Consider the following 15,475-nt stretch of genomic DNA (forward strand, 5'->3'; position numbering starts at 1 on the left):
TCTTACGTCCGTAAACTGGTCGGTACCATCAGCGCATTCCACGCATCTACGATATCCGAGCGGAAAAAGACAGCGGCAATGGTAGCCGCGCCGAAGAGCAGAAGCAGCAGCAGGGTGACGGCAAAGCCGGCCCGGACCTGACGCCAGAAGCCCAGGCGCCTCTTGATCGATTTCTCGATGTTTCGCACCTGGCGCAACGCATCGCTGTTGACGGCGGTCAGTCGGATCTGCGGCTCCATCGCCTCGACATAGGTTTCGGCATAACTCGAAAGGATCTGCGAGGCGCGGTCGCGCAACGTATTGCGCAGGTCGGTCGAGAGATAATTGCTGTTGACGGCGGCAAGCTCGGCCTCATCGGGCGAACGGCCGGCGTTCCGCTTGCGATGGCTGAGAACGAAATCGCGCTTTTGCCGCTCGTAGAGTGCGTAGGCGAGCAGGCCGATCAGATCGTCCTCACCTTCGATATAGAATTCCAGCACGGCCTCGGCGATGTCGCCGGCGCTGACGCCGTTTTGCCGCCGGCTCGGACCGTCGTTTGCGGGGAAAGATTCATGGATCATCGGTCCAGCCTTTCTTTCAGCGCCTTGGCTGCGTTGGAAAGCGCTTTCCTATGGATGGCTTCGTCGACGCGGCGGATGATCGTGCCGCCGGGAAGCTTGATATCGGTAAAGGGGGGCAAGCCTTCCCTGGAGGGCCGCAACGTGTAGAACACCTTGGCTGATTTCCGTGAAGCCGGCATCGAGCTCACTCCTGTTCCGCCGTTTCCATACAAGGGAAATAAGGCGGCTGTATTAAAAGCCAGCCCTTGGAGCAATTCCAGCAAAACTGTGTAGCGGTTTTGTCTCCGGAATTGGGTGAACAATGCTCTACGGGTTCCAGCGCAGGAAATTGGCGATCAGGGCCAGGCCGAGCTTCTGGCTCTTTTCCGGGTGAAACTGTGCTCCGGCCATGTTGTCGCGCCCGACGAAAGCGGTCATCGGACCGCCATAGTCCGCCGTCGCAATAACATCCTCGGCGTTTACGGCGGCAAGATGGTAGGAATGCACGAAATAGGCGTGCAGTCCCTGCGACCCCGTCGGAATTCCTTCGAAGAGCGGATGTTGGCACTTCAGGTCGAGCGTGTTCCAGCCGATCTGCGGGATCTTGAGGGCGGGATCATCCGGCGTCATCTCGACGACATTGCCGGGAATCCAGCCGAAACCGCGCGTCACGGTCTTCTCGAGGCCGCGCGAGGACATGAGCTGCATGCCGACGCAGATACCGAGGAACGGCCGCGCCTTCTTCTCGACAGCCTCGATCAACACCTCGGCCATCCCAGGCACGGTATCGAGGCCGCGCCGGCAATCGGCATAGGCGCCGACACCGGGAAGCACGATACGATCGGCCGCGGCAACATCCTCCGCCCTGTCGGTAAGATCGATATGGGCATCGATGCCAGCTTCGTGGGCGGCACGCTCGAAAGCCTTGGTCGCCGAGCGCAGGTTACCGGAGCCATAGTCGATAATCGCGACGCGCATCGTCAGCGTCCTCCATCAAAACCAAAGAGACCAAGCGATGTTGCATCGCCGTGCGGGCCCATCGGACGGGCCTTGTTCTGCCAGTCCGGTGCCGCGGCGTCGTCACTAGCGGCGATGACCGCCCGGTCCGAAAAATAGATCTGCTCGGCAACGCCGATCGTATCCGCGGCAATGAGCGAGTCTTCGTTCCAGCCCTTGGCAGCAAGGTTGCGGACACGGAAATTCTGGCCCTCGAGACCGACCAGAATATTCACGCCCAGCAGGATTGCCGTTCCCGCCGGCCCGAGGCCCGGTTCGTCCATCAGCGCACCGCCAATCCCCTGTAGCAGAAAGGCGGCGGCCGCATGCAGCCAAAGCCGATGCGCCAGCAGCCAGACCCATGGAAACAAGAAGCCGAGCAACGTGAAGCCATCACGGATGGTTCGCGTCTCATCGGCCGTCGCGTTCGCGCTGCCGGGCGCTGTCAGAAAGATATAGCTGGATGTCATTGCCGCCGCTCCCTTGAAGGGCTCAGACGAGCGTGCCCTTGGTCGAGGGAACACGGCCCGCCTGTCTCGGATCGATCTCTGTCGCCGTGCGCAGTGCACGCGCAACGGCCTTGAAGCATGTCTCGGCAATATGGTGATTGTTGGCGCCATAATGGTTGAGAATATGCAAGGTTATGCCGGCATTCTGGGCGAGCGCATGGAAGAACTCGCGAACGAGCTCGGTATCGAAAGTGCCGATCTTCGGAGCGCTGAAGGCGACATTCCAGACGAGGAACGGCCGGCCGGAAAGATCGACCGCAGCCTTGGTCATCGTCTCGTCCATGGCGAGATCGATCGAAGCGTGGCGGGTGATGCCACGCCGGTCGCCGAGTGCCTTGGAGATCGCCTGGCCGATGGCGATGCCGGTATCTTCGACCGTATGATGGTCGTCGATATGCAGGTCGCCCTTGGCATCGATCTCCATGTCGATGAGGGAATGTCGCGAAAGCTGGTCGAGCATGTGGTCGAAGAAGCCGACGCCCGTCGAGATCGTCGATTTGCCGGTGCCGTCGAGATTGACGGAAACGGAAATCGAGGTTTCGTTGGTCTTGCGGGAAACGCTGCCCGTGCGGCTTGCTGCGGTCTCGGCCATATGGCCCTCCATCGGGAATAAGGCCGTTCCTTATCAGGCGCATCGGGAAATATCCAGAAGCCGGGCAAGAGAAAAGCCGGCCCATTTGCAATCCGCTCCGGCCCACTTACATAGGGCTCAACAGGGCCGGCATGCGGCCCGGCAGACAGGTGTTTTATGACAACAATCATTACAGTTCGAAAAGGCGGCAAGGTGGTGATGGCGGGCGACGGCCAAGTGAGCCTCGGCCAGACCGTCATGAAGGGCAATGCCCGCAAGGTGCGCCGCATCGGCAAGGGCGAAGTCATCGCCGGTTTTGCCGGCGCCACCGCCGATGCCTTCACCTTGCTCGAAAGGCTCGAAAAGAAGCTGGAGCAATATCCTGGTCAGCTGATGCGCGCCGCCGTCGAGCTCGCCAAGGACTGGCGCACCGACAAATACCTGCGCAATCTCGAAGCCATGATGCTCGTCGCCGACAAGTCGATCACGCTGGCGATCACCGGCAATGGTGACGTTCTGGAGCCGGAGCATGGCACGACGGCGATCGGTTCCGGCGGCAATTTTGCCCTCGCGGCCGCCCTCGCACTCATGGATACCGACAAATCAGCCGAGGAGATCGCCCGCCGCGCCCTCGATATCGCCGCCGACATCTGCGTCTACACGAACCACAACGTCGTGGTGGAATCGCTGGATGCCGAAGGCTGAACCCTATGCCTTCCGGCCGCTTGCCGCGGTTGACCTGCCGCTCCTCGCCAAATGGCTGGAAAGCCGGCATGTCAGGCGCTGGTGGAGCGATCCGGCCAAGGCGCTGGCTTCGATGGAAAAGCATATCGACGCGGTCTCCGTCTCGTGTTTCATCGTCACGCTGAATGGAAAGGACTTCGCCTTTATCCAGGCGGCCGATCTCGACGACGAGGACGATGAAGCGCTCGCCGGTCAGCCGAAGGGCACCTACGGCATCGACCAGTTCATCGGCATCGAGGAACTCGCGGGCAAGGGTCATGGACCGGCCTTTGTGATAGGGTTCTGCGATATGCTCTTTGCAAAGGGCGCGCAGCGGATCCTGGTCGATCCGCATCCTGACAATGCATTCGCAATCAGAGCCTATACCAAGGCGGGCTTTCAAGGACTTGGCGAAACAACGACGAAATACGGCCGGGCGCTGTTGATGGCCCTGGACCGCCAGGAGAATGATACACAATGACCACTTTTTCCCCCCGCGAGATTGTTTCCGAGCTCGATCGCTACATCATCGGCCAGCATGATGCCAAGCGCGCCGTTGCGATTGCGCTGCGCAATCGCTGGCGCCGCCAGCAGCTCGATCCGAGCCTGCGCGACGAGGTCATGCCGAAGAACATCCTGATGATCGGCCCGACCGGCGTCGGCAAGACGGAAATCTCCCGCCGCCTGGCAAAACTCGCCGGTGCGCCCTTCATCAAGGTGGAAGCCACCAAATTCACCGAAGTCGGCTATGTCGGCCGCGATGTCGAGCAGATCATCCGTGACCTGGTCGAGGTCGGCATCGGCCTGGTGCGCGAGAAGAAGCGGGCCGAGGTGCAGGCCAAGGCGCATGTGAGCGCCGAGGAGCGTGTTCTCGATGCGCTGGTCGGCACCACGGCATCGCCTGCCACGCGCGAAAACTTCCGAAAGAAGCTCCGGGACGGCGAGCTCGACGACAAGGAAATCGATATCGAGGTCGCCGATGCCGGTTCCGGCATGGGTGGCTTCGAAATTCCCGGCATGCCGGGCGCCAATATCGGCGTGCTGAACCTGTCGGAAATGTTCGGCAAGGCGATGGGCGGCCGCACCAAGAAGGTCCGCACCACAGTCAAGGCCTCCTATGGCGACTTGATCCTCGACGAATCCGACAAGCTGATCGACAACGAAGTGATCCAGCGCGAAGCCGTTCGCTCCACCGAGAATGACGGTATCGTCTTCCTCGACGAAATCGACAAGATCGCCGCCCGCGACGGTGGCATGGGCGCCGGGGTTTCACGCGAAGGCGTCCAGCGCGACCTCTTGCCGCTCGTCGAAGGCACGACGGTTTCGACCAAATACGGGCCGGTCAAGACGGACCATATCCTGTTCATCGCCTCCGGCGCCTTCCATGTCTCCAAGCCCTCGGATCTTCTGCCGGAACTGCAGGGCCGCCTGCCGATCCGTGTCGAATTGCGTGCGCTGAACAAGGATGATTTCCGCCGGATCCTGACCGAGACGGAAGCAAGCCTCATCCGCCAGTACCGCGCGCTGATGGAGACGGAAAGCCTGAGCCTCGAATTCACCGACGACGCAATCGACGCGCTTGCCGATGTCGCCGTGCATCTGAACTCCTCCGTCGAAAACATCGGCGCACGCCGTCTGCAGACGGTGATGGAGCGGGTGCTGGACGATATTTCCTACAACGCGCCGGATCGGGGCGGGACGGCCGTAACGATCGATGCCGCCTATGTGCGCGAACATGTCGGAGATCTCGCGCAGAATACCGATCTCTCGCGCTTCATTCTGTGATATCGGTGCACCGCTTCATGTCTTCCCGGCATGAATGACGGATTGTAACGAACGCGACTCTCGACAACGGGCCTTTTACTTTCTAGTGAAGGCCCGTTTTGTTTTCTGCTCGGCTTTATTCGGCCAAGATTCTGGTCCAGGCAGCCGCATCACAAACAAGACGATGGAACGGACGGGATAACGGATCGTGCGACGCCTTTTGACAAGCCTTATGATTGCCGTTGCCCTGGTGAATTCGGCGCCTGCCTTCGCAATGCAGACGGTGCCGGCCGGCAATCGTCACGCCGAGCAGCCCGATATTCCGGGTGCTTCCATCAGGCGCACCAAGGGCACCAAGAGCAGCTTCGATCTGAAATACGAAAAGGTTCATGAGCTTCTGGCAACCGATCGCGAGCTGATGAGCAAGATCCGCAAGATCTCCAGCGCCTACGGCATCAATCCCATCCATGTCGTCGGCGCGATCGTCGGCGAACACACCTATAATGTCGACGCCTACGACCGGCTGCAGGCCTATTATGTCAAGGCTGTCTCCTACGCCGGAGAAAGCTTCCGCTTCGCCTATGACGGCGAAAACGTCGACGAATTCGTGGCGCGGCCGCAATTTGCCGAATGCAAAGGCAAGAGCGATTCCTACTCGCTCTGGTCCTGCCGCGAAGATGTCTGGGAAACCGATTTCCGCGGCAAGACGGTGGGTGGTACGAGCTTCCCCAACAACCGCTTCAGCGCAGTCTTCTTCCAGCCCTTCTATGCCGGTCAGACCTTCGGCCTCGGCCAGGTCAATCCGCTGACGGCGCTGATGCTCTCCGATCTCGTGACCCGCGTGTCGGGTTATCCGAAGCTGAATGAGAAGAATGCCGGCGCCGTCTACAAGGCCATCATGGATCCCGATATCTCGCTCGCCTTCGTCGCGGCCTCGGTCCGCAGGTCGATCGACGATTACAAGGAGATCGCCGGCATGGATATCTCGGGCAATCCCGGCCTGACGGCAACGCTTTATAATGTCGGCAATTCGCGCCAGCGCGCCGCAGCCCTTGCTGCGAAGAACCGCGGCGCCGGTACGACCATCTGGCCGGAAGAGAATTATTACGGCTGGCTGATCAACGACAAGCTGGACGAACTTAAGGGCCTGCTCTAGCTTCAAGCTTGCCGGGAAGGCCTAGATCTTCCCCGAAAGGCTTTTACGATGGACATGCGTCCGGACCCCTTCGTCCCGCCAGCACCGCTGCCGCGTACCGTGCCGCCGAGCCGGCTGGAAATCATTCGCATCATCCTGCGCAATCCGCTCGAACTCTGGGGCGAGCCGTCCTACACGCTGCCGTGGATCCGCACCAATTTCTTCGGCCAGAGGACGCTGATCGTCAATGATCCCGGCCTGATCAAGCACGTGCTTGTTGATAATGCCAATAATTACCGCATGTCGGATGTGCGCCAGCTCGTCCTGCGTCCGATCCTCCGCGACGGCCTTCTGACCGCCGAAGGTCCTGTCTGGAAAAGATCGCGCAAGGCGGTGGCGCCTATTTTCACGCCCCGCCATGCCCAAGGCTTCGCCGGGCAGATGCTGCGCCAGTCCGAAGACTATGCCCGCAAATATGAGGGCGCCGGCGAGGCAGGCGCAATTTTCGATATCAGCACCGATATGACCGAGCTGACCTTCGCGATTCTGGCTGACACATTGTTCTCCGGCGAAATCGTCACCTCGAGCGGCCATTTCGCCGACGACGTCAATGAACTCCTGCATCGCATGGGCCGCGTCGATCCGATGGATCTGATGCGCGCTCCCTCATGGGTTCCACGTGTGACACGCATCGGCGGTCAGAAAGTGCTGGAGAAATTCCGAGCCATCGTGCGCAACACGATGGATATGCGGCTTGCAAAGATGAAGGCAGACCGCAGCAGCGCGCCCGAGGATTTCCTGACACTGCTCCTGGAGCAGGCCGGCCCCGACGGGCTGACCAAAGAAGAGATCGAAGACAATATCCTGACCTTCATCGGCGCGGGGCATGAAACCACAGCCCGGGCATTGGCCTGGACGCTGTATTGCGTATCGAACAGCCCGCATATCCGCGAGGGGATGGAGGAAGAAATCGACGCGGTGCTCGCTACCGGGGCCAAACCTGTGGAATGGCTGGATATGATGCCGCAGACGCGCGCCGCCTTTGAGGAGACCTTGCGCCTTTATCCGCCGGCGCCATCGATCAATCGCGCTGCCATATCAGATGATTCCTGGACAAGCCCCAAGGGCGAGCGGGTCGAGCTTGAGGCCGGTGTCACGGTGCTCGTCATGCCCTGGACGCTGCATCGCCACGAACTTCACTGGGACAGGCCGCGCGCCTATATGCCCGAACGCTTCCTGCCGGAAAATCGCGGCTCTATCGGCCGCTTTCAGTTCCTGCCTTTCGGCGCTGGCCCGCGTGTCTGCATCGGCGCAACCTTTGCACTTCAGGAGGCAGTGATCGCGCTTGCTGTCCTGATGCATCGTTATCGCTTCGATTCCACCGATCAGACCAACCCCTGGCCGGTGCAGAAGCTGACGACGCAGCCACAGAACGGATTGCCGATGCGCGTGACCCCGCGCATAATTTCCACGAAGGCATAAATCTTTCGAATTATTGCAGAATTGACTATGAATGAAAGCCGGGCAAAGTGGCAGCATTCAAAAGTCGTTGCCAGGGAGAATGTCGCATGAGCCGCGTTGATAAGAACGGTCTTGCCATCGAAACCGTCCTTCATGATTTCCTCGTCAAGGAGGTGCTGCCGGGCCTGGCGGTCGATGCGGACAAGTTCTTTGCCGATTTTTCGGCTGTAGTCCACGATCTCGCCCCGAAGAATCGTGCGCTGCTGGCAAAACGCGATGAGCTGCAAGTAAAGATCGACGACTGGTACCGCCGGCACGGCGCCCCGGCAGATATGGACGATTACCAGTCCTTCCTCCGCGACATCGGCTATCTCCTGCCGGAAGGATCGGACTTCCAGGTCTCGACCGAAAATGTCGATCCGGAGATCGCATCGATCGCCGGCCCGCAGCTCGTCGTTCCCGTCATGAATGCTCGCTATGCCCTGAATGCCGCCAATGCCCGCTGGGGTTCGCTCTATGATGCGCTCTACGGCACGGACGCCATTCCCGAGAGCGACGGCGCCCAAAAAGGCAAGGGCTACAATCCGAAACGCGGCGAGAAGGTCATCGCCTGGGTGCGCGATTTCCTCGATACATCAGCGCCGCTGCAGGACTGCCGGTGGAAGGACGTTGGCGGCTTCGCCGTCAGGGATGGAGCGCTCTCTGTCAGATCGATCGATGGCGAGCAGGCCATGCTGACGGATGGCAAGCATTTTGCCGGCTATCGCGGAGATCCCGCCGCCCCGACGCATATTCTCCTGAAGAACAACGGCATTCACATCGAAATCGTCATCGATGCGACGACGACGATCGGGAAAGCCGATCCGGCCGATATTTCCGATGTCTGGCTGGAATCGGCAATTACGACGATCATGGACTGCGAGGATTCGATTGCCGCTGTCGATGCCGAGGACAAGGTCGTCGTCTATCGCAACTGGCTCGGCCTGATGAAGGGCGACCTGCAGGAAGAGGTGGCAAAAGGCGGAACGAGCTTCATCCGCAGGCTCAATCCGGATCTGCAATATGCCGGCCCGGATGGTGCCGCCTTCGAGGTGCACCGCCGCTCGCTGATGCTGGTACGCAATGTCGGCCACCTCATGACCAACCCGGCGATCCTCGACCGCGACGGCAATGAAGTGCCTGAGGGCATCATGGATGCTGTTATCACCGGCCTGATCGCGCTTTACGATATTGGTCCCTCCGGCCGGCGGAAGAATTCCCGCACCGGCTCCATGTATGTGGTCAAACCGAAGATGCATGGGCCGGAAGAGGTGGCCTTCGCCGTCGAAATCTTCTCGCGGGTCGAAGATGCGCTTGGCCTGCTGCGCAATGCCATCAAGATGGGCATCATGGACGAGGAGCGCCGCACGACCGTCAACCTCAAGGAATGCATCCGTACCGCCCGCGAGCGCGTCGTCTTCATCAATACCGGCTTCCTCGATCGCACCGGCGACGAGATCCACACGTCGATGGAAGCCGGCCCAATGATTCGTAAGGGCGACATGCGCCAGGCGGCGTGGATTTCCGCCTATGAAAACTGGAACGTCGACATCGGCCTCGAATGCGGCCTTGCCGGCCACGCCCAGATCGGCAAGGGCATGTGGGCGATGCCGGATCTGATGGCGGCGATGCTCGAACAGAAGATCACCCACCCGAAGGCCGGCGCCAACACCGCCTGGGTGCCGTCGCCGACGGCCGCAACCCTGCATGCCACCCATTACCACCGCGTCAATGTCGCCCGTGTCCAGCAGGGGCTGAAGGATCGCGCTCGCGCCAAGCTCTCCGACATTCTCTCCGTGCCGGTTGCGGTGCGGCCGAACTGGACGCCGGAGGAAATCCAGCGCGAACTCGACAACAATGCTCAAGGCATCCTCGGCTACGTCGTGCGCTGGGTTGATCAGGGCGTCGGCTGCTCGAAGGTGCCCGACATCAACAATGTCGGCCTGATGGAAGATCGCGCGACGCTGCGCATTTCGGCCCAGCATATGGCGAACTGGTTGCATCACAAGGTCGTCACCGAAGCTCAGATCGTCGAGACGATGAAACGCATGGCCGCCGTCGTCGACGGTCAGAATGCGTCGGATACCGCCTATCAGCCGATGGCCGACAATTTCGACGACTCGATCGCCTTCCAGGCTGCCCTCGATCTCGTCCTCAAGGGTAGGGAACAGCCGAACGGCTACACCGAGCCGGTGCTTCACCGCCGCCGCCGCGAGCTCAAGGCGAAACAGGCCGCGTGACGCTTGCCGGAGAATGCGAAAAGGCCGCCGGAACGACAGTTCCGGCGGCCTTTTTTATACCGAATTCGGCAATTAGCTTATTGAATGACGACGACCTTGGACGTGCCCTTGCCGGGACGAACGCGGCTGTAGAGATCGATGACGTCCTGGTTCATCAGGCGAATGCAGCCCGAGGAAGCGGCGGTGCCGATGGAGGCCCATTCCGGCGTGCCGTGCAGGCGGAAGAGCGTGTCTTTACCGTCCTCGTTGAAGAGATACATGGCGCGCGCGCCGAGCGGATTGGTCAGCCCCGGACCCATGCCGTCCTCGACGTACTTGGCGAGATCAGGACGGCGGACGGCCATTTCCTTCGGCGGGTGCCAGTTCGGCCATTCCTGCTTCCAGGCGACGTAGGCGGTGCCGGCCCATGCGAAGCCCTGCTTGCCGACGCCGATGCCGTAGCGCATCGCCTTGCCGTTGGCCAGGATGTAATAGAGGAAGCGCTCGCGCGTATTGACGATGATTGTACCGGGGCGCTCGGTGGTCTGGTAGCTGACGACCTGACGGCGGAACTGCGGCTTGACCCTGTCGATCGGGATCGCCGGCAGGGAGTATCCGGCATCCTTCGTCACGCCGTAGGCGTCATTGAAGATCTGTGCTGTCTGTACCGTCGGGCCTGCGCCCTTGTCGTCGACGGATGCGCTGTCTGATGTCGTAGAGCAACCGGCCAGAGCGAGCGTCGCCAGCAGGCCAAATACAGGGAATGCATTGCAGATGCGCATGGATGACTCTTGAAGTTTTGGGGCAAGGAGAACGGTCTTTCGACCATCGTTGATTATGGTTTATTTTCGATTAACTTGCGCTTTGCAAGGCTACTGCAGCGCGACAAATCCGTCTGCCGCGCAAATTAGAAGCGCATGGTTTTTTTGCAACAACACGCCAGCCCCTCTGATGGTTATCCATGACGATTTTGAGCGTTTACAATAACAATCCGTTAATCGATGGCCGGCAATCGGACAGGGCCATGATGGTGCGGCGTGGAACGCAGATATTGCTGCATGAAATGCGCCACGCCGTGCTGCCCGAACTGCCGCTGGCCAGCGGCCGCCGCGCCGATCTGATCACTCTTTCGGAAAAAGGCGAGGTCTGGATCATCGAAATCAAGACCTCGATCGAGGATTTCAGGGTGGATCGCAAATGGCCGGAATACAGGCTGCATTGCGACCGCCTGTTCTTTGCGACTCACCAGGATGTGCCGCTGGAGATCTTTCCCGAGGAATGCGGACTGTTCCTGTCGGATGGTTATGGCGCCCATATGATTCGCGAGGCGCCGGAACACCGCATGGCGCCGGCCACGCGCAAATCCGTCACGCTCAACTTCTCGCGTGCTGCCGCGCAAAGGCTGATGATGGCCGAATGGGCGAACGGAAAACCGTTCACTGTGGACGACGTCTAATTATAAGCGCGCGAGGTGCGCGTCTATTTCGGCGCGCGTTTGGCAAGGATACGCTGCAGCGTCCGCCGGTGCATATTGAGCCGGCGCGCCGTTTCGGAAACATTGCGCTCGCACATTTCATAGACTCGCTGGATGTGCTCCCAGCGCACCCGGTCGGCCGACATCGGATTTTCGGGAAGCTCAGCCTTTTCACCCGGCCGCTGTGTCAGCGCCGAAAACACATCGTCGGCATCCGCAGGTTTTGCAAGATAATCGACGGCGCCGAGCTTCACGGCCGTGACCGCCGTTGCGATATTGCCGTAGCCGGTCAGCACGATGATCCTGGTGTCGTCGCGCCGCTGGCGGATCGCCTCGATGACGTCGAGCCCATTGCCGTCGCCGAGCCGAAGGTCGACCACCGCATATTTCGGCGGCCTGCCTCTCGATTTCGCAACGCCCTCCGCTACTGATTCGGCCGTCTCCACTTGGAAGCCGCGCGTCTCCATCGCCCGTGCCAGGCGGCGCAGGAACGGCCCGTCGTCATCGACGATCAGCAGGCTGGCGTCGGGACCGATATGATCCTCGTCCGACGCGGTGAAATTGTCATGATTCTGTTCTGTCATCGTCTCGGCCCCGGCGGTTGAACGCCCGATCTGCGTCAACCGCTATATCCTGTTTATGCCGACAAAGTCATTTTGTCGAATTTGCGTCGATCAGCATGCGTGGCCATTCGATTCGGATGCGCGCGCCCGCACTTTCCGGATCGCGGTTCTCGAAAATCAGCGATGCGCCGGAGCGCTCCAGCAGCGTCTTGGCGATGAACAGCCCGAGCCCGAGGCCGCCAGCCGTATCCTCTTTCTGCCGCTTCGTCACATAGGGCTCGCCGATCCGCGTCAGAATGTCAGGCGCATAACCGTTGCCATCGTCCTCGATGACGATCAGGACTTTGTCGTGATCGTGCTCGACAGTCACGATCACTTTCTCCCGCGCATAATCGACGGCGTTTTCGATCAGGTTGCCGAGCCCGTACATGATGCCGGCATTGCGGTCGGTGACCGGCTCACCCTTGCGCGGGCTCTTTTCGATGAGCTCGAGAGCGATACCGAATTCTCGGTGCGGGGCGACGATCTCCTCGATCATCGACGAAAGCGGCAGCCGGCGCATATGTGCCTCGCCTTCGGAGGAAAGCGTCGTCAGCCGCCGCAGGATGTCGCGGCAGCGTTCGCTCTGGCTGCGCAACAGCATGACGTCCTCGCGGAAACGATCGTCATCCTTGAGTTCCCGCTCCATTTCCTTGGCGACGACGCTGATCGTCGCAAGCGGCGTACCGAGCTCATGGGCGGCCGCGGCCGCCAGCCCATCGAGTTGCGACAGATGTTTTTCCCGCTGCAGCACCAGTTCGGTCGCAGCCAGCGCATCGGCAAGCTGGCTCGCTTCCATCGAGACCCGATAGGCATAGAAGGCGGCGAATGCCATGGTCGAGGCGATCGAGCACCAGACACCGAACTGCATGACGTTGTGGACATTGATTTCGACCCCGTCGAACCAGGGCAGCGGGAAGGGCGAAAAGGCAAGCACCGTGATGCAGACCATCGCAAAGCCGATCAGCGCGGTGCTGTAGCGGATCGGCTGCGAGGCAAAGGAAATGATAACGGGCACGCAGACGAGCGCGGCGAAAGGATTGGCAAGGCCGCCGGTGATGAACAGCAGCGCGCAGAGCTGCAAAAGGTCGAAGCCGAGCAGGGCAAAGGCGGCTGGCGGTTCCAGCCGATGCGTCGGTGGATAGCGGATCGTCAGGTAAAAATTCACCCAGGCAAGGGCGGCGATCAGCGAAGAGCTGGCAATCAGCGGCAGGGGAAAGTTCAGCCAGAAGGCAACGATGAAAACCGTCAGCGCCTGTCCGCCGACGGCAAGCCAGCGCAGCCGCACCAATGTCTGCAGGCGCAGCCTGCGGCTGTTGTGCCGGTCCTCCAGTGTATAGCCTTCCGTGTTGTCGATCATGCCAGGCTTGTCGATCATGCCGAGGGCTCCTTGAACGGCCCTCATGTACCACGCGGTTTTGCCCGTGTCGTCGGCAACGCATCCTCCGGCCGCTCCGGCCAGGGATGCCGGGGATAGCGCCCGCGCATATCAGCACGCACATCCCTCCACGAGCCGGCCCAGAAGCCCGGCAGGTCGCGTGTCGTCTGGATCGGCCGGTGCGCCGGCGAGGTGAGCTCGAGCAGCAGCGGCAGGCGGCCACCGGCAATGGCAGGATGCTGCCTCAGTCCAAACAGCTCCTGTACGCGGATCGTCAGCACCGGCTCCTCGCCCTCATACTGGATCGGATGCCTTTGGCCGGTCGGCGCTTCGAAATGGGTTGGCGCAAGCCGGCTAAGGTCGCGTTGCAGCTCATGCGGTACCAGCGACATCAGCCCGTTCGAAAGCCCGGCTGCGGAAATCTCGGAAAGGCCGCGGGCCTCGGTCTGAAAGGGTGCGAACCACTCGTCCAACCGGGAAAGCAGGGCATCATCGCCGACATCGGGCCAGGGCTCGCCGATCGTCCGGTGAAGGAATCCAATCCGCTCGCGAAGCTGCATGGCCTCCTTCGAGAAGGCAAGCTGATCGAGCCCGAGTTCGCGTACCCCGTCCACCAGCGCCTGGGTGACTGCTGCCCCGGACGGGCGCGGCAAAGGCGTCTCTTCGAAGACAATCGCACCGAGCCGGGTTGCCCGCCGCGCCCGGATTTGCCGGCTCTGTCGGTCGAAGAATATTTGGTCGTCGGTTTTGATCTCACCGGGCAACTCGGCTTCGATGTCGCCGCGTGTCACCTCGGCTGCCGCCAGAACTCGCGCCCGCGCCGCCCGTCCGGTCAGGTCGGCAATCACCAGCATCTGGCTGCCGGCCAGCCTCTCGGTTTCGGGCAGCTCCGCTCCGCGCCCGTTCGCCATCACGAATCGGCCGCGCCCTCCGCGCTGAATCGCTATTCGATCCGGGAACGCATGCAGCAGCAACTGGCCGGCAAGCGCCGGCGCCGTTGAGGCAACGCTGTCGAGGCCGCTCGCCAGCCGTCCTGCCAGCCGCCTTGAAGCCTCCGCTCTCTCGCCCCGCTCGGCCTTGAAGCGTCGCAGCCGCTCCTCGATATCGATACTCGTTCCGCCAAGCCCCTGTTCGGTGAGAAGCACGGCGATCATCGCCGCATCGCGTGCGTGTCCCACTTCTCCCGCCGAGACGACCATGGCGGCAAGCCGCGGCGGCAAAGCGAGATCGCGCATCACCTTGCCACGCGCTGTCAGCGCTCCGTCCTTGTCGAGGGCGCCGAGCTGGCCGAGCAGAACCCGCGCCTCCCTCAGCGTCGTTTCCGGCGGTTGATCGACGAAGGCAAGCGATGCCGGGTCTTGAACGCCCCAATGTGCGAGGTCGAGCACCAGCCCCGAGAGATCGCTGGAAAGGATCTGCGGCGGGGTGAAGGCCGGCAGTGCCGCTGTCTGTCCCTGGTGCCACAGCCTGACGGCGATGCCCGGTTCCGTTCGTCCGGCACGGCCCGCCCGCTGATCGGCGGAAGCCCGCGACACGCGCACCGTCTCCAGCCGTGTGATGCCGGTCGACGCCTCGAACACCGGCAGACGCTGCAAGCCGCTGTCGATCACGATCCTGACGCCGTCGATGGTGATCGACGTTTCGGCGATCGATGTCGCAAGCACGATCTTGCGTGTCCCCTGGTATGCTGGCCGGATCGCCGCATCCTGCTCCTTCTGGCTGAGATTGCCGTAAAGGGGGGCAATCAGCGTCTCGGCTCCGAATCGCCCCTGCAAGCGTTCCACGGTCCGGGTGATTTCCGCCTGGCCGGGCAGGAAGGCGAGAATCGAGCCGGCCTCATTGGCATGGGCATCGAGTATCGCCCGCGTCACCGCATCCTCGATGCGTTCGCCGCCCGGCCGATCCTGGTAACGGATATCGATCGGAAAGCTGCGCCCCAGGCTTTCGATGACAGGTGGATGGTCGAGCAGCGCGGCCACGCGTTCGACGTCGAGGGTCGCCGACATCACGAGGATACGCAGATCGTCGCGCAGTGCCGACTGGACGTCGAGCGCCAGAGCGAGTC

The 15,475-nt window shown here is 61.4% G+C and carries 16 protein-coding genes (1 of these 16 cut by a window edge); 7 read left to right on the forward strand and 9 right to left on the reverse strand.

All coding sequences use genetic code 11. The annotated features are described in order from the left end of the window. Window positions 1-2: 2 nt before the first annotated feature. From AC25BC_RS21790 to hisB, 5 genes are all read right to left on the reverse strand, one after another. A complete protein-coding gene (locus AC25BC_RS21790) occupies window positions 3-560 on the reverse strand; it encodes a hypothetical protein (protein ID WP_012759578.1) in 558 nt (185 codons plus the stop codon). Beyond that, window positions 557-739 carry a hypothetical protein gene (locus AC25BC_RS21795; RefSeq protein WP_012759579.1) on the reverse strand — a complete coding sequence of 61 codons (183 nt, stop codon included), beginning with the start codon at window positions 737-739 and terminating at the stop codon, window positions 557-559. The genes AC25BC_RS21790 and AC25BC_RS21795 overlap by 4 nt, the downstream gene beginning before the upstream one ends. Before the next feature lie 127 nt (window positions 740-866). Continuing rightward, window positions 867-1,517 (reverse strand): imidazole glycerol phosphate synthase subunit HisH, encoded by a 651-nt coding sequence (gene hisH, locus AC25BC_RS21800; protein WP_012759580.1) that lies wholly within the window; start codon window positions 1,515-1,517, stop codon window positions 867-869. Window positions 1,518-1,519: 2 nt separating this feature from the next. Continuing rightward, the gene (locus tag AC25BC_RS21805) at window positions 1,520-2,005 is read right to left on the reverse strand and encodes a DUF2628 domain-containing protein (RefSeq protein ID WP_012759581.1); all 486 of its coding nucleotides are present in this window, start codon (window positions 2,003-2,005) and stop codon (window positions 1,520-1,522) included. A gap of 22 nt (window positions 2,006-2,027) precedes the next feature. After that, on the reverse strand, window positions 2,028-2,636 hold the full coding sequence (gene hisB, locus AC25BC_RS21810; RefSeq protein WP_128438352.1) for an imidazoleglycerol-phosphate dehydratase HisB: 609 nt from the start codon (window positions 2,634-2,636) through the stop codon (window positions 2,028-2,030). A 156-nt stretch (window positions 2,637-2,792) separates the two neighbouring features. On the opposite strand from hisB, the gene hslV reads away from it, so the two are divergent. The 6 genes from hslV (at window position 2,793) to AC25BC_RS21840 (ending at window position 9,977) form a co-directional block, all read left to right on the forward strand. Beyond that, window positions 2,793-3,320: an ATP-dependent protease subunit HslV gene (hslV, locus tag AC25BC_RS21815; protein ID WP_012759582.1), complete on the forward strand. Its 528-nt coding sequence runs from the start codon at window positions 2,793-2,795 to the stop codon at window positions 3,318-3,320. Beyond that, window positions 3,307-3,819, forward strand: coding sequence for a GNAT family N-acetyltransferase (locus tag AC25BC_RS21820; RefSeq protein ID WP_012759583.1), 513 nt, complete (start codon window positions 3,307-3,309; stop codon window positions 3,817-3,819). Before hslV ends, AC25BC_RS21820 begins: the two co-directional genes overlap by 14 nt. Further along, window positions 3,816-5,123, forward strand: coding sequence for an ATP-dependent protease ATPase subunit HslU (gene hslU / locus AC25BC_RS21825; protein WP_012759584.1), 1,308 nt, complete (start codon window positions 3,816-3,818; stop codon window positions 5,121-5,123). The genes AC25BC_RS21820 and hslU overlap by 4 nt, the downstream gene beginning before the upstream one ends. A 187-nt stretch (window positions 5,124-5,310) precedes the next feature. After that, window positions 5,311-6,258, forward strand: a complete 948-nt coding sequence (locus tag AC25BC_RS21830) for a DUF1402 family protein (RefSeq protein ID WP_041935604.1) — start codon at window positions 5,311-5,313, stop codon at window positions 6,256-6,258. A 48-nt stretch (window positions 6,259-6,306) separates the two neighbouring features. Next, window positions 6,307-7,719 carry a cytochrome P450 gene (locus AC25BC_RS21835; RefSeq protein WP_128438353.1) on the forward strand — a complete coding sequence of 471 codons (1,413 nt, stop codon included), beginning with the start codon at window positions 6,307-6,309 and terminating at the stop codon, window positions 7,717-7,719. A gap of 86 nt (window positions 7,720-7,805) precedes the next feature. After that, window positions 7,806-9,977, forward strand: a complete 2,172-nt coding sequence (locus tag AC25BC_RS21840; RefSeq protein ID WP_012759587.1) for a malate synthase G — start codon at window positions 7,806-7,808, stop codon at window positions 9,975-9,977. Window positions 9,978-10,054: 77 nt separating this feature from the next. On the opposite strand, the gene AC25BC_RS21845 is transcribed toward AC25BC_RS21840, so the two are convergent. After that, complete coding sequence (locus AC25BC_RS21845; RefSeq protein WP_012759588.1) at window positions 10,055-10,738, reverse strand: L,D-transpeptidase; 684 nt, start codon at window positions 10,736-10,738, stop codon at window positions 10,055-10,057. Window positions 10,739-10,917: 179 nt separating this feature from the next. Here AC25BC_RS21845 and AC25BC_RS21850 point away from each other — a divergent pair, with 179 nt between their 5' ends. Beyond that, entirely contained in the window at window positions 10,918-11,412 is a 495-nt protein-coding gene (locus tag AC25BC_RS21850) for an MmcB family DNA repair protein (protein WP_012759589.1), read from the forward strand. A 23-nt stretch (window positions 11,413-11,435) separates the two neighbouring features. Here the strand turns inward: AC25BC_RS21850 and AC25BC_RS21855 are convergent, their stop codons facing one another. The 3 genes from AC25BC_RS21855 to hrpB all read right to left on the reverse strand — a co-directional run. After that, window positions 11,436-12,014: an ActR/PrrA/RegA family redox response regulator transcription factor gene (locus tag AC25BC_RS21855; RefSeq protein ID WP_012759590.1), complete on the reverse strand. Its 579-nt coding sequence runs from the start codon at window positions 12,012-12,014 to the stop codon at window positions 11,436-11,438. Window positions 12,015-12,081: 67 nt separating this feature from the next. Continuing rightward, entirely contained in the window at window positions 12,082-13,410 is a 1,329-nt protein-coding gene (locus tag AC25BC_RS21860) for an ActS/PrrB/RegB family redox-sensitive histidine kinase (RefSeq protein ID WP_012759591.1), read from the reverse strand. A 23-nt stretch (window positions 13,411-13,433) separates the two neighbouring features. Further along, window positions 13,434-15,475, reverse strand: partial view of an ATP-dependent helicase HrpB gene (gene hrpB / locus AC25BC_RS21865; protein ID WP_012759592.1) — the 3' portion only. It continues 424 nt past the right edge of the window; only the last 2,042 of its 2,466 coding nucleotides appear in the window; its start codon lies off the right edge, out of view; its stop codon occupies window positions 13,434-13,436.

The sequence above is a fragment of the Rhizobium sp. WSM409 genome (genome assembly GCF_057653825.1).